The sequence below is a fragment of the Streptomyces albiflavescens genome (assembly GCF_014645835.1).
GTDB lineage: Bacteria > Actinomycetota > Actinomycetes > Streptomycetales > Streptomycetaceae > Streptomyces > Streptomyces albiflavescens.
Genome location: NZ_BMMM01000017.1, coordinates 109,616 through 128,722, shown reverse-complemented (window position 1 = coordinate 128,722; position 19,107 = coordinate 109,616). Strand labels below are relative to the sequence as shown.

Sequence of the window (19,107 nt, the reverse complement as noted above, 5' to 3'; positions counted from 1 at the left end):
GAGCGAATCGGCGGTTGGTCACCTGCCCCCGGGGAGTCAGTCCTCGGGCTCCACGAGCAGTCGCGCGTAGTTCGCCATCGACCGCTGGTAGCGCGGCAGATGGGGCGCGAGGGCGCCGAGGACGAGGGAGAGGCCCTCCCGGTCGCGGCCCAGACTGGAGAGGCAGAGCGCGAGACAGCCGCGTACCGCGTCGTCCAACTCGTCGGAGGGCGCGTCGAGTTCCGGGGTGAGGAGCTTGACTCCTTCGTCCGCCTGTCCGATGTTCCGCAGCGAGCTGGAGAGCTGGATCTTGGCGCGCCGGCCCTTGTAGCCGCTGAGACCGCGTGCGAGCGCCTCCCGGTACAGGGGCACGGCCCTGTCCGAGTGGCCCGTCGAGTCCCAGGCGCAGGCCTGTTCGAACGGTCCGAGAGGGCTGTCGGCGGGCAGCTCCGCCACCAGCGCGTCGATCACCGCCCGGAAGTCGGCCGCGTCGGCTTCCGCATAGTCGTCGAACGTGGCCCAGGCGGCCGCCGTACGCTCTTCCCAGTCTTCGTTCACGGGGGACACCCTCGCACACCTGTGCCCCTGGTAGCACCGGCTTTGCCCCATGGAGCGGCGGTCGGTTGAGCACGGGGCGCCCGGGAGCCGTATCGAAGGCAGAGTCCCCGCCGGGGCTCTTATCGGCGTGAGCGCCGACAGGTACCGGAGGTACGTATGAGGTTGACACGCGAGAAGCTTCTGGCCGGGGCGACCGTGGCCCTGCTGGCGCTGACCGGCTGCGGCGGATCGGGCGACAAGGCGGCCACCGAGGACAAGGTTCCGGCCACCGCGACCGGCAGCCTGGAGGACCTGGCGGCCGAGGTGAAGTGCAAGCCGGACATCCAGACGGACGCCGACGAGATCCGCCAGGGCGTCTGCAAGGTGAGCGACGGCAAGTTCATCCTGGCGACCTTCGCCACCGACCGCGGCCAGCGCGAGTGGCTCAACGGGGCCAAGGACTACGGCGGTTCGTACCTCGTCGGCGCCAAGTGGGTCGCTGTGGGAGACCAGAAGATGGTCACGACGCTGCGCGGCCAGCTCGGCGGGACCTTGGAGGAGGGGGCCTCGCACCACTCGGGGAGTAGCGGTGGTGGGGGAACCGAGACCGCGCACTCCGGTCACCACAGCGGCTGACCGCGCAGGACTTGGGGGCCTTGCTCCCGCGGCAGTGACGAAGGCCGGTGACGGGAGATCCCGCCACCGGCCTTCTCAGTGGGTCACTTGCAGCGCTGGCCGTTGTTGATGCAGCTGACCACCTTGTTCATCGTGTTCTCGTCGAAGACGTTGATGAAGTCGTCGTGGTCGGTCGCGGGCTTGTGGAGCTGCTCCGGGAAGCCGTCCACGGCGTAGGCGTTCTTGACCTGCCCGTTCTGGATGGTCGGCGCCGGCACGTTGTACACCAGGCGCATCGTCAGCTGCGGGATCGCCTTGAAGCCATTGGCGCAGTTGCCCTGGGCGTCGGCGAAGGCCACGTGCGTACGGTGGTTCGCGCTGTCGATGTTCTGGCCGTCCCAGCAGCTCTGGAACTTGAACGTGCGCACCACGCTGCTGCCCTGGGGGCAGATCGGGTACTGCGTCGTCAGCTGCACCTTGTTCTCGAAGCCGGTGCAGCTCCAGTGGGCGTTGGCGTTCGCGAGGCCATTGGTCGTGGTCTTCGCGTCACCGGTGATGATCCGCAGGAACTTCGGCATCGCGACGACCTTGCTCTTCGGGTTACCGACGAACTTGATCTGCGCCTGCTTGACCTGCTGGATCGCGCCGACGTTGCCTTCCTTGCCACCGCCGTCGTTGTTCTGGTCGAAGTCCTGCGTACCGTTCTGGATACGGACCACAGGCCAGTAGTACGACGACTTGTCGCCCTGGTTCTGGCAGCTGGTCTGGGCCGCCGCGAACGTGTCGTTGTTGGCGAACGCGTCGTTCGACTGGTTGCCGACGTAGTCGTGCAGGTGGTGCGCACCGTTGGTCACGCCGGGCGCCACGATCACGTTGTCGGTGTTGAACTTCTTGTTGGCGTTCACACCGCACAAGGTCGTGAACGTGCCGGACGAGCCACCGGCCCGGGTCCGGGCTTTCTGGGCGACATTCGGCTGGACCTTCGTGATGTCCACGAAGTCCGCGGCGACGGGACCGTTTCCGGCCTGACCGCCATTTCCGGCCTGCTGACCGCCGTTCTGCTGGCCGCCGTTGCCGGCCGGCTGGCTCGCCGACGCGCTCGGGGCCGCGCTGGCCGAGGCGCCGCCGTTGTTCTGGCCACCGTTGTTGTTCCAGCCGCCGCCCGCGTTGGTCTGGGTCTGGTCGGCGGTGGTCCCGGTACAGGTGGCGAGACCGTCCAGCGAGTCCGGTGCGGTGCCGCCGACCCGGGTGATCTCCAGCTGGATCCGGTCGATGATCGCCGCGCGCCGGTCCTTGAGCGGTCCGAGCACGGAGTTCTGGACGAAACTGGCGTCCCTGGCCTGTGCGTCCCGCGTGGTCGCCAGGCGCTGGTACGCGTCGGTGATCTGCTGGTCGAGCGTGGCGAGCTCGCCGTCGACCTCCGTGCGGGCCTGATTCGGCACGTCGGAAAGCTTCTGCCCGACATCGGGGCAGCTGATCGTGGCGACTTGGGCGGAGGCGGCCTTCGTGGTGTTGGGAGAATTGTTCTCCTCGTGTGCCGAGGCGTAGAAATTCGCCCAGATCAGCCCGCCCCCGCCGATCGCGAGAGCTGCCGACGCTGCAACGGCGCGAACGGCCAGCGGCGAACGGCGTTTTCGTATGTTGCGTCCCATGGAACTCCTCTGACTTCCTTGCGGGGGCATCGAGGCGCCCGACAGGAGTGAAGCGGCGCCATTCCATACGCACGGGGCGCGTGAGGTGTTCAGAAACCTCGGAAAAACTTAGAAGTTCATGAGGTCAATTCCGACACAATGGGCCCAGAAGCCCGCGTTTCTCCGGGAGTTGATCTTCCAATTCAGGTTTGGCGACGCTTTTTGACTGAAATTCAGCGGGCGTCCTGATCCAAATAGGCGAGCACCGCGAGGACGCGTCGGTTGTCGTCGTCCGAGACCTCCAGGCCCAGCTTGGCGAAGATGTTGGAGGTGTGCTTCGCGATCGCCCGCTCCGTGACCACGAGTTGGGCGGCGATCGCCACGTTCGACCGTCCCTGCGCCATCAGTTCGAGCACCTCGAGCTCGCGCGGGGTGAGCCGCCCGAGCGGCTGGTCGACGGTGGAGCGCCGCGACAGCAGCTGCTGGATGACCTGCGGGTCCATCGCCGTACCGCCCGCCGCGACCCGTCGCACCGCGTCGATGAACTGCTCCGCGTCGAACACCCGGTCCTTGAGCAGATAGCCGACCCCGCCCGTGCCGTCGGCGAGCAGCTCTCGCGCGTACAACTGCTCCACGTGCTGCGACAGCACGAGCACCGGCAGCCCGGGCCGGTTGCGCCGGGCCTCCAGCGCGCACTGCAGTCCCTCGTCCGTGTGCGAGGGCGGCAGCCGTACGTCGACCACGGCCACGTCCGGCTCCAACTCGGCCAGCGCCCGGCTGAGTTCGGGCCCGCTCTCGACGGCCGCGGCGATCTCGAAGTCGTACGCCTGGAGCATCCGGACCAGTCCGTCGCGCAGCAGGAACAGGTCTTCGGCTAGGACAACACGCAAGGGATCTCCATGGTGACCATGGTGGGACCGCCCGCGGGGCTGCTGACGGCCAGGACGCCGTCGAATGTACCGAGTCGCCGCTCGATTCCGGCCAGGCCCGAGCCCGCGCCGATCCGCGTGCCGCCCTTGCCGTTGTCGGTGACCGCGATACGCAGCATGCCGTCCGCGTGGTGCACATCGACCCAGACGCGGTCGGCGCCGGAGTGCTTGACCGCGTTGGTCAGCACCTCACTGACGGCGAAGTACGCGGCGGACTCGACGGGCGCCTCGGCTCGGCCGTGGAGGCTGACGTCCACCTCGGTCGCGAGGGGCAGCCGCAGCGCCAACGCCCGTACGGCATCGCCGAGTCCGCGCTCCGCGAGCACGGGCGGATGGATGCCCCGGACGAGATCGCGCAGCTCGGTGAGCGCGTCGGCGGAGGACTGCCGGGCCTGGGCGAGCAGCTCCTTCGCCTTCGCCGGGTCCTTCTCGATCAACGCCTCGACGGTCCCGAGATCCATGCCCATCGCGACGAGCCGCGCCTGCGCGCCGTCGTGCAAGTCCCGCTCGATGCGCCGCAGTTCGGCCGCCGAGGTGTCGACGGCGTCGCGCCGGGTCTCCGTCAGCACGCGTACCCGTTCGGCGAGTTCGCCCTGCCCGGAGGCGAGCACCGAGCGGGTGAGCAGGAAGTGCAGACGCAGCAGGGCCGGGGAGAGGTGGTAGGCGCCGACGAGGAGTACGGCGCCGAGGGCGCCCGCGAGGAGGGCGGAACCCTGCCCCGAGACCGGGACGAAGCCGTACCACCACCCGACATACGTGCCGTCCGTGAAGACCCGCCACAGGCCCAGGGCGAGCGCGAATCCCTCCACCGGGTAGAAGACCAGCGCGGCGGGCAGCACCGCGGTGACGAAACCGGCGGTCATGTCGACCAGCAGCCAGCCCAGGTCCCGCCAGGTGGCGGGGTCCGAGAGCATCCCGAAACACCGCGTCCAGGGGTTGGCGCCCTCGGGGACCGGCCGGTACACGGCCGGAATCCTCACCCCACACCACTGCGCGGCGACAATCCGCCGCGCGTTCGCGAAGGCCCGCACACCATTCAGCACCCAGGGGGTCGTGACGATCCCCGCGCCGAGCGGCACAAGGGCGATCGACACGACGGCCAGCACGAACAGGGTGATCGACCCGGCCAGCCCCAGCACGGCGAGCCCGAGCCCCCGCACCCCGGCCACGACGGCCTCCCGCCCTCGCCGCCGAACCCCACCGCTCTCCGTCTCCATACCCCTCAGTCTCACCGACCCGCCTGCCCGGGTCACTGGGCCGGTCACCCCGGCGGAAGGTGGTGCCAACAACACCTCCGACTGCCGGTCCGGCGAGTCTTGTTCGCCCCTCCGCCCCTACCCGTCCCGTACCCGCAGTTCCCCACGCCCCTTTTAGAGGCGCGGGGAACTGCGCAATCTTTTGGCGGGGGTCTGGGGGCGCAGCCCCCAGGTGCGGGACGGGTAGGGGCGGAGGGGGCGAAAACCCCTGCTCACGCCCCGAGTACCTTCGCCTCCACCGCGGGGTCCAGCCCCACCGCGGGCCGATCGGGACGCCGCGGCGCCACCCCGCCAAGGCTCCGGAGCCAGCTCCACGTATCGGCGACGGTCTCCGAGACAGGCCGACATCGGAGCCCGGCGCCGATCGCGCGGGAGACATCCGCCGCGTGGAGGGCGGCATGGAGATCACTCCCGGCCGGCACCCACACCGGCAGCTGGGTCCACGGCTCGATCCCCGCGTCGAGCACGACGTCGGGATCGGTCCACCGGAGCTCCACCTGGGCCCCCGTGGCCCGAACACACGCGTCGAGGAGACCCCCCATCGTCGTATGTCCCCGCGGACCGACGAGGTTGTACGCCCCGCCCAGCCCCGTCTCCACGGCCCCGAGAATCCACTCGGAGAGATCACGGACATCGACGTACTGGAGCGGCAGATCACGCGGCCCGGGCGCGAGCACGGGACCACCCCGCGCGATCCGGTTCAGCCACCACGGCAGCCGCCCGATGTTCTCGTACGGCCCGAGGATCAACCCGGACCGCACCAGCAGCGAGCACTCCGCGCCGAAGGTGTCGAGCACGGCCAGCTCCCCGCCCCGCTTGTCCCGCGCGTAGTCGGTCTGCTCCGCATCCGCGGCCGCCCCCTCCACGAGGGGCGCGTCCTCGGTGTATCCGGCGGCCGGCGCCCACGCGTACACGGAACAGCTCGACACATACACGTACTGAGAAACCCGGCCGGACAGCAGCCGCGCGGTGTCCCGGACCGCCCGCGGCGCCGCCGACCAGGTGTCGACGACGGCATCCCACTCGCCTTCGGCAAGCGCCGCGAGCCCGCCGGGCGCGGTGCGGTCACCCAGCAACGACCGCACCCCGCACGGGGGTTCATGTCGCCCCCGGTGGAAGACGGTCACCTCCCAGCCGCGGCCGAGCGCCGCCTCCACGACGGCCCGCCCCACGAACTCCGTACCGCCCAGCATCAGAAGTCTCCGTGTCATACGACGACTCTGCATGGGTGCCCCAGCGGACGGAAGCGTGATCTGCTGACAGAAGATCCGCCGCGAGAGGCCCTCAGCCGCGGCTCACGGTCAACGCGCCGTCGGCGGCGCGTACTTGTAGCCGACCCGCCGCACGGTCTGGATCGCCCCCCGGTGCTGCCCCCCGAGCTTGCGCCGCAGCCGCGCCACGTGCACGTCGACGGTCCGCCCGTCGCCCACGTGCCCGTAGCCCCACACCGTGGTGACCAGCTGGTCGCGGGTGTGCACCCGGTTCGGGTGGGCGACGAGATGCGCGAGCAGCTCGAACTCCAGGTAGGTGAGGTCGAGCGGCCGTCCGTCCACCTCGGCGGTGCGCTGCACCGCGTCGATGCGGACGAGCGGGTCGGCACCGTCGGCGGCCGCCGACGGCTCTGGCCGGTCCGGCACGGCGACCGGCAGCACGGGCTGCTGGTCGGCCGGTACGAGGACCAGGTAGCCGATCATCGGCGGCTGCCCCGGCAGTACGGGCAGGGCGTGCTGGGGAGCGGGCAGCCAGGTGGCCCCCGGCGGCAGGAAGTCGGCGACATCCACCACCTCGTCCCGGTCGACGGCGCGGAGCCGATGCCGGAACGGTGAAGCGGACGGGGTAGGAGCAGTCGCGACGGAGGAGAAGGAACGAGTGGTCGCCATGAGAGGTCAGCTCTTTCGCGCGAGAAGTTCGTCGGGAAGGTCGACGACCGCGAGTTCGTGGTCGGGGCCGTCGAGGACGTACGTCGTGCGCGCTGGCCGAAGGCCGGGGTGTACGGCTTTAGAGGGCCGGCGCGTTCATCGCGCGGCAACACACCCGGTCGAAGTCGTGGTGCTGACGGGAAGGCCAGAAAGGCTCGAGGTCATGGCGACCCGTCGCGGTGTACTTCTGAAAGCTGGCCATGGCCCCATTGAAGCAGAAGCCGGAGCCGGGCAGGAGACTCCTCTCACGGGTCGGACGCTCCCTTGGCGGGAACTTGACGCTGCGCACCTCACCCCTCCAGCCGTTTGCGCCAGGTCAGCGAGGTGACCTCGATCGCCTTGTCCGGATTCCCGTCCCACTCCGTGGACAGCCCGGCGGCGGTGAGCGCGGTGACGATCTCGTGGCCGACGGCCGTCGTGGTCCGAGCCGAGTCGTCGAACCCGCCGTAGTGGAGGGCGAGTCCGTACCCGTCGGCGGCGTGCTCGGTGACCTGCTGGTGGAAGAAGACGAAGCCGCGGGCGTCCTCCCGCTCCGCGCCTATCTCCGTCAGGCCGCACCCCCGGCAGCACGTGAAGTTCTCCCGGGCCGTGATGCCGCTCGCCTCCAGCGCCTCGAAGGCGCGCGTGATCCGCTCCGGATCGGTGACGCCCGCCCAGCTCTCCTGCTCAGCCAGCCGGTCGAGCCACAACCGGTCCACCAGCCGCGACGCCTGAGCGCGCGACACCGGCCGGTCGTCGCCATCGACCAGATAGTCCTCGGCGATCTCGGCCAGCACCTTCCGGCTGTCGTAGCCACAGCGCAGGCGCGTCCGCACGCGCTCCTCGACCTTCTGCCGCACCTCGTCCGGCAGCTCGGGAACCTCCTCCCGGGGCCCCAGGTCGACCGGCTCCCACGCGACGCCCGTGTCCCAGCCGGCCTCCTGCCGCGCCCAGCCCGTCAGGAGGTCCGCCACCCGGTCGGGGTCCGCGAGGTTCGTACCGAAGAACTCGTCCTCGCCGAGCCGGTGCTCCAGGCGGTAGTCCCGGCCCTCCTCGTGCCACACCTGCGCGAACACGTCCGGGATGTCCGGTATCCGCTGGATGACGAGATAGCGGTCACCGGTGTCCCCGATCCGCTCCACCAGCACCCGCAGCCGCGCAGCCGAAATCCGCGCGTGCGTCTGCCAGTTCTCCGTCTCGACCTTGATGGCGAGGGACTCGTCGATCTCCATGGGCCAACCATGGCACGCGCCACTGACAACGCGAGAGGGCGCCCACCGCGACGGTGGACGCCCTCTCGCTCAGGCAGGACGGATCAGACCTGGCCGGCCTTCTCCAGGGCGGTGCAGCAGGTGTCGACGATCAGACGCGTCACCACGTACGGGTCGACGTTGGCGTTGGGGCGGCGGTCCTCGATGTAGCCCTTGCCGTCCTTCTCGACCTGCCACGGGATACGGACCGAGGCGCCGCGGTTGGAGACGCCGTAGCTGTACTCGTTCCACGGGGCGGTCTCGTGCAGGCCCGTCAGACGGTCGTCGATGCCGGCGCCGTAGTTCTTGACGTGGTCCATCGGCTTGGAGCCCTCGCCGAGCGACTCGCACGCGGTGATGATCGCGTCGTAGCCCTCGCGCATCGCCTTGGTGGAGAAGTTGGTGTGCGCGCCCGCGCCGTTCCAGTCGCCCTTCACCGGCTTCGGGTCCAGCGTCGCGGAGACGCCGAAGTCCTCGGCGGTGCGGTAGAGCAGCCAGCGGGCGACCCACAGCTGGTCCGAGACCTCCAGCGGCGCCAGCGGGCCGACCTGGAACTCCCACTGGCCGGGCATGACCTCGGCGTTGATGCCGGAGATGCCCAGACCCGCCTTGAGGCAGTTCTCCAGGTGCGCCTCGACGACGTCACGGCCGAAGATCTCGTCCGCGCCGACACCGCAGTAGTAGCCGCCCTGCGCGGCCGGGAAGCCGCCCTCGGGGAAGCCGAGCGGGCGCGAACCCTTGAAGAAGGTGTACTCCTGCTCGATGCCGAAGATCGACTCCTGCGCGGCGAACCTCTCCGCGACCTCGGCCAGCGCGGCACGGGTGTTGGACTCGTGCGGCGTCATGTCGATGTTGAGGACCTCGCACATGACGAGGATGTCGTCGCCGCCGCGGATCGGGTCCGGGAAGCTGGCCACGGGCTTGAGTACGCGGTCCGAGGCGTGCCCCTCGGCCTGGTTCGTGGAGGACCCGTCGAAGCCCCAGATCGGCAGCTCGGCACCCTTGGCGTCGTCGGCCAGTATCTTCGTCTTGGAACGGAGCTTGGCCGTCGGCTCGGTGCCGTCGATCCAGATGTACTCAGCCTTGAAGCTCACGGGCCACATCCTTCGGGGTGGGTCTCGAGTCGCACTTGCGGGTGCTGCGGCGCTGCGGCACTGGGGCGCCGCTGGGGATGCCCGGCAGCCTGCCAACAGGCGATTTCCCGATCATTGCCCGTGTGTGAACCCCGTGTTACCTGGGCTGTGTGTGCGCGTTCTCACGCGTCCCTTTCCCGGCGGGCGTGCTTGCGCGGGAGCGACCGCGACCGCGATCGGCGGCCCGGCCGATCCCGTCGGTCCCGCTGCCTTTGCCGAGCGACGGCTTGTATGCGAGGGGAGTGAGCGCGCTATGGGCGAATTCTCATGCGTCGGCCCTGTTGCTCCAGGCGGGGAGCAACAGGGCCGACGACGGGTGTCCGGACTGCCGGATGTCACCCCACCTTCTCGATACGGGCCTTGCGGATCAGGAACTTGCCGGGCTCCCGGACCTGTTCGAACGCCGCGTTGTTCAGCAGGACGCAGCTGCCGGACACCGAGGTGACCTCCACGGTCGTGGACTTGTTGTTGTCCAGGTTCGTGACCTTGAGTTTCGTGCCGGCCGGGAACTGGTTGCTGGACGCCGCCGGGGCGCCGCCCTCACCGGAGAGCGTGACGGTCGAACCGGCACAGACCTGCTGACCGGTGGCTGCGCCGCCACCGGCATTGTCCGCGGGTGCGCTCTGCGCGGGCGCGGACTGCGCCGGAGCCGACGCTGCCGGAGCGGACTGCGCGGGCTGCGCACCGGCCTGGGAGTCCTGAGCCGACTCCCCGACCGTGCAGCCCGATGCCTCCTGCTGGACCTTGATCTGCGCGATGACGGCCTCGCGGTTGGTGATCCGGGCCGCCGACTGTGCGTCGGGGTTGGCCCGTTGGCCGTCGATGAATTTCTGGTTGTTGCCGAGCGCGGTGGCAAGGCCCTTGCAGACCGTCGAGGTCTGCGCGTTCTGCACCGACGCCGCGTTCGAGGTGGCGGCCAGGGCGAAGGCCCCACCTCCGGCCACGGCTGCGGCGCTGACCAGCAGTGCCAGCTTCTTCTTGGTGCTGAGAGTTCTCCTACGCGACATGCACGCCTCCTGGGTGAGGGGGAGTGGTACGTCGCTATGTACGAGATGCCGAACGGGGTTACTCAACGGTTACGAGAGTTGCTGAAGTAACGTAGATCACAAGGGAGTTGACGACTTCACGGACGCCTATCGGGACAAGGTATCCCGTACCGCCTCATCCGTGCGGGCCACGACCGCCGTCCCGTCCTCCGCGGTGATGATCGGCCGCTGGATGAGCTTGGGGTGCTCGGACAGTGCCGCGATCCACCGGTCCCGCGAACCGGCGTCCCGAGCCCACTCTTTGAGCCCCAGCTCCTTGGCGACGTCTTCCTGGGTCCGTGTGATGTCCCACGGTTCGAGTCCGAGGCGATCGAGTACCTCACGGATCTCGTCCTCGGTCGGTACGTCCTCCAGGTAGCGGCGCACCGTGTAGTCGGCGCCCTCCGCGTCGAGCAGGCTCAGGGCGCTGCGGCACTTCGAACAGGCGGGGTTGATCCAGATCTCCATGCCGCACACGTTACGCGAGACACCCTCTTCCGCTGGTGTCACGGCACTTCCAAAGCCCTTGTGGCCAGCGGCTTTTGTCAGTGGTCGGCAGTAGAATAGAAGCAGTGTTCGAGGGTGCCGCCGGGGGGTCCGGACGGTTCCCTGACCGCGACAGGAGGATGCCTGTGCCCGCTGCCGCACTGAAGCCGCTGCCCACTCAGTCCACGTCCAAGAGGGCGGTCCTGCTGGACCTGCCGTACGAGCCCGTGGAGAAGCGCCCGCTGCCGCCGGGGCGTCCCCGCGATTGGTATGTCACCCACAATCGTCGGCTCAAGGCGATGCGCCTCGCGATCGCTCTGCTCGACTCCGGTGTCTACATGCCGAACCAGGCCCGCAACGAGAAGATACGCAACACCGCGGAACTCATCGGCGTCCACCCGCCGTCGGACATCACGTGCCACATGGTCCGGGCGCTGATGAGGTACTCGCGCTGAGCCCGGGGTGGGGGCGGGCGCCAGAGCGGTGTTTCGCCCCCTCCGCCCCTGCCCGTCCCCGCACCAGCCTTTCGGCTGCGGGGAACTGCGCGATCTTTTGGCGGGGGTACTGGGGGCGCAGCCCCAGTACGGGACGGGCAGGGGCGGAGGGGGGGAGGAAACTCACGGCGAGAAGACTCAGCCCGACGACAGTTCCCGCTCCAGCGGTGTCCGGAAGCGCGGTGTCACCCGCGTCGTCCCCAGCCACGCCTGCAAACGCGCCGCCTCCCCGGAGATGGCATCGCGGGCGTCCCGCCCCAACTCCTCCGTGTCCAGAAGCCGCCACACCACCTCACCGTCGGCCCGCTGAGCCCACCCCCCGACCACCCGCCCGTCCCACCACACCGTCGGCCCGACATTCCCGCTGCGGTCGAAGAGGGCGGGACGCAGCGACGGCGCGAGGTACCAGTCCCGCTCCTGCCACCCCATGGCCGTCGGATCGAGGCCCGGCAGCAGCGCGGCCCAGGGGGAGGAAGGGCCGGCGACGGGATCGACATCGCCGTCCGTCACGTATCCGGTGACCCCGTCGTCGAGCGACACGGCCACCGCTCCGACAGCGGCCAGCGCCCGTCGCACCTCCGTCACCTTCCATCCCGTCCACCACTTCAGGTCGCCCTCCGTGGCAGGCCCGCACACCGCGAGCCAACGCCGCAGCAGCTCGCACTGCGCCTCGGCGGCGGGCAGCTCGGGATGCGGAGGGGCGACCGCCCAGCGGAACTGGCTGGACGTCCACGACCCCATCGGCTGCCCCCGCACCACCCGGCCCTCGACGCCGAGGACCCGCATCAGACTGGACGACACGGTGTGCGGACTCTCGTAGCTCTTGCCGGCGCCGTAGGTGAACTGTTCCTTCAACCGCGGTTCGTCCCGGGTGAGTTCGTTCACCGTGGCCTGCCCGCGCCGGGCCAGCGCGGCGAGCGCGGATGCCTCGACCTCCGCCAGCCACTCCTCGGTCAGCCGCCCGTCGCTGCCGGTGGTCATGTCCTTGATCAGCTTGGCCCGGGCCTTCGCGGCGATGGCGAGCCCGGTCGAGGCGTGCACCACGGCGGCCAGCTCGGTCGGGAACACGAACACGGTGTGCCGCATGCCGTGCATGCGCACGAGGGTCCGGTCCTCGTACAGCGCCCGGTCGACCTCCGCCACCGTCTTCCCGGCATCCGTCAGCCGCGCGCCCACCGCCAGGTACACCGTCGCCGGATCGGTGCCGTGCAGCGCGACCAGCGACCCCGCGACCTCCTCGGGACGCGCCGCTCGCGCGGCGCCCACGAGCCGCTGCCGCAGCGCGAGCCGGGCCCGCCGTTCCGCCACCCCGATGTGCCGCATCTTCCCGCCCACTCCGCCTCCAGCCGGTCCCGCGATGTGCCAGTGGTCCTCATCCTCTCGAACATGCGATCAGTAGTGGGCGCGACTCACCCGTTCGCCGTATCCGGCGTGCGTAGGCGCTGCTCACAGCCTTGACTGAGAGCACCGCGGCGAGCGGATTCCGAAGGGGAACGACGAGGAGCACGTCGGAGGATCCCATGCAGAGGTACGGCAGGCACGGCAGGCACGGCATACGAGGGCTGATCCTGGCGGCGGCCGCGACGACGGCTCTGGCCGCGCCGCTGACCGGCTGCTCGGACGACAACACCCCCGCGAGCCCGGTCTCCAAAGCCGCGTCCGCCGCGTCCGAGGCCGGCGAGGCGCTGGCCTCCGCGACCGCCGAGGTCGGCCGGAGGTTGGACGAGTTCAAGAACGGCGTGAACGCCAAGGGCGACGTGAAGCTCGACAGTCACGTGACCACCGACTCGGACGGGCGCTCCACCGCCAAGGTGACCGTCACCAACTCCGCCTCCTCGGAGAAGTCGTACGCCGTCCAGGTCAACTTCCGCGACAAGGACGGCAACCTTCTCGACACGGTCGTCGTCACGGTGAACGACGTCGCGGCGGGCGCCTCCAAGGACGCCACCGCCCGCAGCAATCGCACCCTCTCCGGCGACGTCATCGCCGACATCGCCCGAGCCGTGCGGCACTGACGGTCGTGGTCCAGAACGGCGCCACCGCCACTCCGGCGGACCGTGCCGCTCAGGGCAAGGCGGCCCGCAAACGCGCTCCCCGTACCTCGCACGCCGACTGGATCCCGGCCGCCCACCGCCCCGATCCCGTCGCCGTACTCGAACGGCAGGGCCGGGACCGGCTTCAGGAGCTGATGCCGATCCGGTACGGGCGGATGACGGCTTCGCCGCTCGCCTTCCTGCGCGGCGCCGCCGCCGTCATGGCCGCCGACCTGGCGTCCCAGCCGCACACCGGACTCATGGTGCAGCTGTGCGGCGACGCCCACCTGTTGAACTTCGGCCTGTACGCCTCCCCGGAACGCACCCTGCTCTTCGACCTCAACGACTTCGACGAGACGTTTCCCGGTCCCTTCGAGTGGGACGTCAAACGGCTCGCGGCCAGCGTCGCGGTCGCGGCCCGCGAGAACGGGCACCCCGAGGAGCAGGTCCGCCGCGCCGCCCAGGCCGCGGCGGGCGAGTACCGCACGGGCATCCGGCGGCTCGCCGCGCGCGGCGAGCTGGCCGTCTGGTACGAGCGCATCGACGCCGACCAGTTGCTCCCGCTCGTCCGTTCCGCCCGCCGTCGCAAGCAGGTCGAGTCGACCCTCTCCCGGGCCCGCCGCCGTACCAGCCTGCACGCGCTCGGCAAACTCACCGAGACCGTCGACGGACGCCCCCGCATCGTCCACGTCCCGCCCCTGCTGGAACCTGCCGGAGCCCCCGACATGGCCTCGCTCCGCAAGATCTTCAGCGACTACCGCTCCACGCTCTCCGAGGAACGCCGCCTCCTCCTCGACCGCTACCGCTTCGTCGACGCCGCCCGCAAGGTCGTCGGTGTCGGCAGCGTCGGCACCCGCTGCTTCATCGTGCTGCTCGCCGGGCGGGACGCGGGCGATCCGCTGTTCCTGCAGATCAAGGAGGCCGGAAAGTCCGTACTCGAAGACCATCTGCCCAATGGCCCGTACGTCCATCCGGGGCATCGCGTCGTCGCCGGTCAGCAGCTGCTGCAGGCGGCGAGCGACATCTTCCTCGGCTGGATGTCCGGGCCGCAGGGACGGGCCTATTACTGGCGTCAGATGCGCGACATGAAGGGCTCCGCGGACGTCGCGGGCATGAGCCCCCGCCGGCTCCAGAACTACGCCGGCCTGTGCGGCACCGCGCTGGCCCGCGCCCACGCCCGCTCCGGCGACCGCATGGCGATCGCCGGGTACCTGGGCGGCTCCGACACCTTCGACCGCGCCGTCGCGGAGTTCGCGCTGCGCTACGCGGACCAGAACGCCGCGGACCATGCGGCGCTGGGCGCGGCCGTGATCGCGGGAGTGGTCCAGGCGGCGCCGGGCGTCTGACCGTACCCGTACCCGTACCCGTCCCTGGACAGCGGCTGTCAGCCGTACCCGTGCAGCCCCCGTCAGCCGTACTGCTCCAGCAGTCCCGCCACATACGCGCCGAGTCGTCCGCCCAGCACCTCCGGCGTGAGATCCGTGCGCCCCAGCTCACGCCAGGGTGCGGCGACCTTCTCGGCGTCGGGGGAGTAGGCCAGCGCGTCCAGCAGCCGCCAGTACAAGTGGTCCTCGCCGTCGGCCAGTCGGCGTCCGCCGTGTGCCTCGTACCGCTCGCGGAAGCCCAGCCCGTACGTCTCCCCGTACAGCAGCGCGAGGGCCGTGGAGCAGTGGGCGACGTCGAGGTCGGCCGGGCCCCAGGAGGTCTCCACCCAGTCGACGACCCCGCTGATCCGCAGGGTGTCGCCCGCACCCGTGAACAGCACGTTCCCGGGGTGGAAGTCCCGGTGCAGGAAACACCCTTCGTACGAGGGCGCCTCGCGCCGGATCACGTCGACGGCGTGGTCCCACGGCGCACCCGCGGGCGTACGGACGCGCTCGGGTGACGTCCACGGCTGGTAGGGGCGCGGACGCTCCGCGGGAACCACCCCGTGGATGCCGACGAGTTGACGCGCCAGCAGGTCGAGGCGCCGCTCCAGATCGCCCTCGTCGAGCCGGACCGTGCCCGCGAGCGAGGACATCAACAGAGTGGGATGGTCGCAGTGTTCCGCGGTGGCGTCGACGGCGTACAGCTCGGGCGCGGGCACACCGTCGTGGGCGGCGAGCAGGGTGAGGACGGACGCCTCGCGGGTCAGCAGCCCCGGTGCGTGCCGCCGGTAGAAGGGCTTGACGAAGGACCGCTGGACCAGGCCGGTGCCGTCGTCGAGGGTGAGCCGGCGCATCTGGGAACTCCAGCCGCCGCGCAGGGGCGTGGACTCCCGTACGGTCCTGCCGTCCGGCAGCCGCTTGGCCACCCAGGTCCGGGTCGCCGTCCATCCCTGGTCGCCGAGCCCGGTGAGGACGAGATCCACGAACCGCTGCCGGTCCTCGGCGTGGTCGCGGAACCACAGGCCCAACATGTGCTCGGCGTCGGCCAGTTCGAGCCGTGTGAACTGGGCGTTGGTGGCGAGCGCGTCCGTCACGGCCTCGGTCACCGCGGGCGGGATCACCATGTCCGTGCCCGGCACGGCGAGCACCGCGCGCCCCGTGTACGCCCGCAGGATGTCGAGCGCCGGGGCCCGGCGCCAGTTGTCCGGCGTACGGATGATCTCGCTGAAGCGGCCATCGCCGTCGCCGAACGGAATCGGCCAGGCCTCCGGGCCGTACACCGCGGGTGCGCACAGCCCGAGCGCTGCCACCCGCTCCCCGTAGTGCCCCGCGAGATCGGCCACCGTCTGGCCGCTCATGCTGAACCCGACGAGGATCAGCGGAGCGTTCGCCGAGACCGTCGCGTCGATGACGGCGACGGCCTGCTCGAAACGCCGCTGAAGGCTCAACTCCCGTAGCTCGCCCGTGCTTTCGCCGTGCCCGGAGAAGTCGAGGGCGAGGCCGCGGCAGCCGCGCGCGGCGAACTCCTCAAGGAGCGGGATCAGTCGCTCCTTGCTTCCGTTGCCCGCGCCGTGCAGCACAACGGCGGTGGCCGGCTCTCGATCGCCGTCGTTGTCGCCACCGCCGCCTACGCAGCTCAGTCGTTCACCGTCGTGGTCGTACGTGAAGGGAGAGAGCACCCCTCATTTACTCATGCCGCCCACTCATGCCGCCGTCGCCCGCCCGCCAGGCCGCCACCGCCCGACCGGGTCGCAAGAAAAGGAGATGCACGCGGAGTGACCGCATCCCTACCCTGGACATGCGTTACGGAGCCGCTCACCACCGCTTTCCGCCGGACAGGCATCACTCGACGGAGTCAGGGCTACTCTCTACGCACCGACTGGCGGTCGCCCACCCCCAGCGCCCCGTCGGACACATCGGACACCACCCAGTCATCACCCACGCCCACGGAGGCCCGTCATGGGCACCATCGTCATTTCCGGGACCGTTGTCCTGGTCGTCTTGGGATTCGGCAATCACATCTGGTGGCTCGCCGCGGTCGGCGTGCTCTTCATGTATATGCAGTACGGGCGGGGCTCGTCCTCGGCGTCCTCGTCGAGTGGCGGATCCGCCTCGGGGCCCCCGCCGCCGTCCACGTCCGCGTCGTACAAGGCGTACCGCGACCGCCGTGACCGACAGGCGAAGTGGGAGCGCCGCTACCGCCGCGAGCGCCCCCTGGAGTCCCGCCGCCAGGCACGCGAACAGGGCAAGTGACCTCCGGTCACCGGCTCACAGGCCGGGCGCGCCCCAGATCGGGAACCAGCGGCCGAGGTCCTGCTCGATCCGCAGATCGTCGGCGAGCGTCGCCTTGATCTGCAGCTCCAGCGCGTTGTCGCGCCGCTGGCCGTCACCGGCCAGCGGCGCGAAGGGATAGAAGGTCCCGCGCTTGTACAGATAGACGAGCCCGAGCCGCCGCTGCCGCTCGGTGTCCTCGAAGGCGGCGACGGAACAGAGCAGCTGCGGTCCGAAGCCGCTGCCCTCCAGCGCGCTGTTCACCGCGTGCAGATCGCTCACCAGGGCGGGCAGCTCCTCGGGCTCCCGCCGTGAGACCAGCCACGAGTAGCCGTACTCGTCCCGGGTGACCTCCACCGGCGGCCCGCGCCGCTCGGCGTCGGCGTCGAGGAGCGCCTGCACCTCCTTGTGCGCCTCGGCGAAGGCGGCGCCCTCGACTGACGCGAAGCACACCGCACCCGTCCCGGTCGGTGTGAACCCGGCGGCCGCCTGCAGGGTCACGGCCGCCGACGGCAGCCCGAAGAGCTGGTCGAGATCGGGCGCGACGGCCTTGGTGCGGCCGAGCAGGATGTCCAGGAACCCCATGCAGATGCCTTTCCGGGGGAGTCAGACGGCGCTTCCGGGGGTCGCCGCCTCGCCCAACTCGGCCGAGATACGGGCCAGTTGTTCGAGCCGCTGCTCCAGGCTCGGGTGGGTGGAGAACAGCTTGGAGATGCTCGGCTCGGCGCCGAGGGCGGGGGTGAAGTAGAAGGCGTTGAACGCCTGCGCCGTCCGCAGGTCCTTGGTCGGGATCCGCGCGATGTCCCCGGTGACCTTGGTCAGCGCGGACGCCAGTGCCGAGGGCCGCCCGGTGAGCAGGGCCGCGGCCCGGTCGGCGGCCAGCTCGCGATACCGGGACAGCGCCCGGATGAGCAGGAAGCTGATCGCGTACACGGCCGCGGAGATCGCCATCACGGCCAGGAAGATCACCACCGTGTTCTGGTCCTTCCTCCCGCGTCCGCCGAAGAGCTGCGAGTAGAAGGCGAACCGCACGATCAGCCCGGCGAGCACCCCGAGGAACGACGCCACGGTGATCACGGCGACATCCTTGTGTGCCACATGCGACAGCTCGTGCGCCAACACGCCTTCGAGCTCATCGGGCTCGAGCCGCCGCAGCAATCCCGTCGTCACGCACAGCACGGCATGATCGGCATTGCGCCCGGTCGCGAACGCGTTCGGCATATCGAGGTCGGACACGGCGACCAGTGGCTTCGGCATGTCCGCCACGGCACACAGCCGATCCACGACCCCGTGGAGCTGTGGATACTCCTCGCGCTCCACGATCCGCCCGTGCATCGCGTACAGCGCGATCCGGTCCGAGAACCAGTACTGCGCGCCCAGCAGCCCGGCCGCGATCACGACGACCAGCACCCAGGACTTCAGCAGCACGATCAACGCGGCGACGAACGCCACGTACAGCAATCCGAGCAGAAACAACGTGACCGTCATCCGTACGGTCAGCCGCCGATCACTCCGGAACCGGCTCTGCATCTCGCATCACCCCTGCACTCAGGCACTCGTCCCGCTACCCATTGTGCGCCTGCGCTTCCCCATGAACAGGGTCCGAAAGGCTCCATGGAGGGCAAAGAACGGCCGGTGTCAGGACGTGGGCGGGACCGCCTTGAAGTTCTCGCCGCCATACAGGGACTCGTAGGTGACCTCGACCACCAGTCGCCGGGCGACGAGATCCCAGAACCAGTCGTGCTCGTCCTCGCTGAAGTGCTCCAGGTAGAACAAGAAGATGGACTGCCCCGCTACGACGACTGCACCCGGTCGCAGGGTGTACGTCTTGGGCCGCGCCGGCAGGGGTGCGGTAATGCGGTCAATGGTCTCGATGTTCCACTGCCCGATCTCCACTCCGTCCAGCCGCACCACTGTGTTCGTCACTATGGCCGGCCCGAGCCCCGCGTTGATGACCCGGAGGCCGGCCTTGTGGTCGTCATACCACTTGCGGTGGCGCAGTTGCAGCAGGGGTCTGACGGATTGCCGGTTGTGCTCTCGGGTGGCCCTGGTCTGGGAGATGCTGACCCAGAGCGAGCCGAGCGCTATGACTGTCGCCGATATGGCGGTGACCGTGTCCGAATTCACCTGGCTGCCCCCCCCCATGACGCCCTGAGACCCTGGTCCTTCCCGATCGTCACGGGCGTTACTCCTGGCCGAACAG

The 19,107-nt window shown here is 70.0% G+C and carries 20 protein-coding genes; 5 read left to right on the top strand and 15 right to left on the bottom strand.

Features of this window, described 5'->3' with window-relative positions; all coding sequences use genetic code 11:
• Positions 1-36: 36 nt before the first annotated feature.
• A complete protein-coding gene (locus IEY95_RS36690; protein WP_189190521.1) occupies positions 37-588 on the bottom strand; it encodes a tetratricopeptide repeat protein in 552 nt (183 codons plus the stop codon).
• 105 nt (positions 589-693) lie between these two features.
• On the opposite strand from IEY95_RS36690, the gene IEY95_RS36685 reads away from it, so the two are divergent.
• Positions 694-1,152 (top strand): hypothetical protein, encoded by a 459-nt coding sequence (locus tag IEY95_RS36685; RefSeq protein ID WP_189190520.1) that lies wholly within the window; start codon positions 694-696, stop codon positions 1,150-1,152.
• Between the two features lie 83 nt (positions 1,153-1,235).
• Here the strand turns inward: IEY95_RS36685 and IEY95_RS36680 are convergent, their stop codons facing one another.
• The 9 genes from IEY95_RS36680 to IEY95_RS36640 form a co-directional block, all read right to left on the bottom strand.
• Complete coding sequence (locus IEY95_RS36680; protein WP_189190519.1) at positions 1,236-2,783, bottom strand: DUF1996 domain-containing protein; 1,548 nt, start codon at positions 2,781-2,783, stop codon at positions 1,236-1,238.
• A 212-nt stretch (positions 2,784-2,995) separates the two neighbouring features.
• A complete protein-coding gene (locus IEY95_RS36675; protein WP_189190518.1) occupies positions 2,996-3,652 on the bottom strand; it encodes a LuxR C-terminal-related transcriptional regulator in 657 nt (218 codons plus the stop codon).
• On the bottom strand, positions 3,637-4,908 hold the full coding sequence (locus IEY95_RS36670; protein WP_189190517.1) for a sensor histidine kinase: 1,272 nt from the start codon (positions 4,906-4,908) through the stop codon (positions 3,637-3,639). Before IEY95_RS36670 ends, IEY95_RS36675 begins: the two co-directional genes overlap by 16 nt.
• A 251-nt stretch (positions 4,909-5,159) precedes the next feature.
• Entirely contained in the window at positions 5,160-6,140 is a 981-nt protein-coding gene (locus IEY95_RS36665; protein ID WP_189190619.1) for an NAD-dependent epimerase/dehydratase family protein, read from the bottom strand.
• A gap of 108 nt (positions 6,141-6,248) precedes the next feature.
• A complete protein-coding gene (locus IEY95_RS36660; protein WP_189190516.1) occupies positions 6,249-6,827 on the bottom strand; it encodes a winged helix-turn-helix domain-containing protein in 579 nt (192 codons plus the stop codon).
• A 329-nt stretch (positions 6,828-7,156) separates the two neighbouring features.
• The gene (locus tag IEY95_RS36655) at positions 7,157-8,077 is read right to left on the bottom strand and encodes a DUF6891 domain-containing protein (protein WP_189190515.1); all 921 of its coding nucleotides are present in this window, start codon (positions 8,075-8,077) and stop codon (positions 7,157-7,159) included.
• A gap of 83 nt (positions 8,078-8,160) precedes the next feature.
• Positions 8,161-9,189, bottom strand: a complete 1,029-nt coding sequence (glnII, locus tag IEY95_RS36650; RefSeq protein ID WP_189190514.1) for a glutamine synthetase — start codon at positions 9,187-9,189, stop codon at positions 8,161-8,163.
• A 374-nt stretch (positions 9,190-9,563) separates the two neighbouring features.
• Positions 9,564-10,235: an SCO2207 family protein gene (locus IEY95_RS36645; protein ID WP_189190513.1), complete on the bottom strand. Its 672-nt coding sequence runs from the start codon at positions 10,233-10,235 to the stop codon at positions 9,564-9,566.
• A 126-nt stretch (positions 10,236-10,361) separates the two neighbouring features.
• The gene (locus IEY95_RS36640; RefSeq protein ID WP_189190512.1) at positions 10,362-10,721 is read right to left on the bottom strand and encodes an arsenate reductase family protein; all 360 of its coding nucleotides are present in this window, start codon (positions 10,719-10,721) and stop codon (positions 10,362-10,364) included.
• Positions 10,722-10,885: 164 nt separating this feature from the next.
• Between IEY95_RS36640 and IEY95_RS36635 the strand changes: the two genes are divergently transcribed.
• Positions 10,886-11,194, top strand: a complete 309-nt coding sequence (locus IEY95_RS36635) for a hypothetical protein (protein ID WP_189190511.1) — start codon at positions 10,886-10,888, stop codon at positions 11,192-11,194.
• Positions 11,195-11,371: 177 nt separating this feature from the next.
• Here the strand turns inward: IEY95_RS36635 and IEY95_RS36630 are convergent, their stop codons facing one another.
• Positions 11,372-12,556, bottom strand: a complete 1,185-nt coding sequence (locus IEY95_RS36630) for a winged helix DNA-binding domain-containing protein (protein ID WP_189190618.1) — start codon at positions 12,554-12,556, stop codon at positions 11,372-11,374.
• Between the two features lie 197 nt (positions 12,557-12,753).
• Between IEY95_RS36630 and IEY95_RS36625 the strand changes: the two genes are divergently transcribed.
• Positions 12,754-13,248 carry an FxLYD domain-containing protein gene (locus tag IEY95_RS36625; RefSeq protein ID WP_189190510.1) on the top strand — a complete coding sequence of 165 codons (495 nt, stop codon included), beginning with the start codon at positions 12,754-12,756 and terminating at the stop codon, positions 13,246-13,248.
• Positions 13,245-14,612, top strand: a complete 1,368-nt coding sequence (locus IEY95_RS36620; RefSeq protein WP_373294625.1) for a DUF2252 domain-containing protein — start codon at positions 13,245-13,247, stop codon at positions 14,610-14,612. The genes IEY95_RS36625 and IEY95_RS36620 overlap by 4 nt, the downstream gene beginning before the upstream one ends.
• A gap of 62 nt (positions 14,613-14,674) precedes the next feature.
• On the opposite strand, the gene IEY95_RS36615 is transcribed toward IEY95_RS36620, so the two are convergent.
• Positions 14,675-16,312 carry an alpha/beta fold hydrolase gene (locus IEY95_RS36615; protein ID WP_189190508.1) on the bottom strand — a complete coding sequence of 546 codons (1,638 nt, stop codon included), beginning with the start codon at positions 16,310-16,312 and terminating at the stop codon, positions 14,675-14,677.
• 280 nt (positions 16,313-16,592) lie between these two features.
• Between IEY95_RS36615 and IEY95_RS36610 the strand changes: the two genes are divergently transcribed.
• Positions 16,593-16,886 (top strand): hypothetical protein, encoded by a 294-nt coding sequence (locus IEY95_RS36610; RefSeq protein ID WP_189190507.1) that lies wholly within the window; start codon positions 16,593-16,595, stop codon positions 16,884-16,886.
• 15 nt (positions 16,887-16,901) lie between these two features.
• On the opposite strand, the gene pspAB is transcribed toward IEY95_RS36610, so the two are convergent.
• The 3 genes from pspAB to IEY95_RS36595 all read right to left on the bottom strand — a co-directional run bounded on the left by pspAB (position 16,902) and on the right by IEY95_RS36595 (position 19,031).
• Positions 16,902-17,489 carry a PspA-associated protein PspAB gene (pspAB, locus tag IEY95_RS36605; protein WP_189190506.1) on the bottom strand — a complete coding sequence of 196 codons (588 nt, stop codon included), beginning with the start codon at positions 17,487-17,489 and terminating at the stop codon, positions 16,902-16,904.
• A gap of 21 nt (positions 17,490-17,510) precedes the next feature.
• Positions 17,511-18,434, bottom strand: a complete 924-nt coding sequence (gene htpX, locus IEY95_RS36600) for a zinc metalloprotease HtpX (protein ID WP_189190505.1) — start codon at positions 18,432-18,434, stop codon at positions 17,511-17,513.
• Between the two features lie 108 nt (positions 18,435-18,542).
• A complete protein-coding gene (locus IEY95_RS36595; RefSeq protein WP_189190504.1) occupies positions 18,543-19,031 on the bottom strand; it encodes a DUF8453 domain-containing protein in 489 nt (162 codons plus the stop codon).
• Between the last annotated feature and the right edge of the window lie 76 nt (positions 19,032-19,107).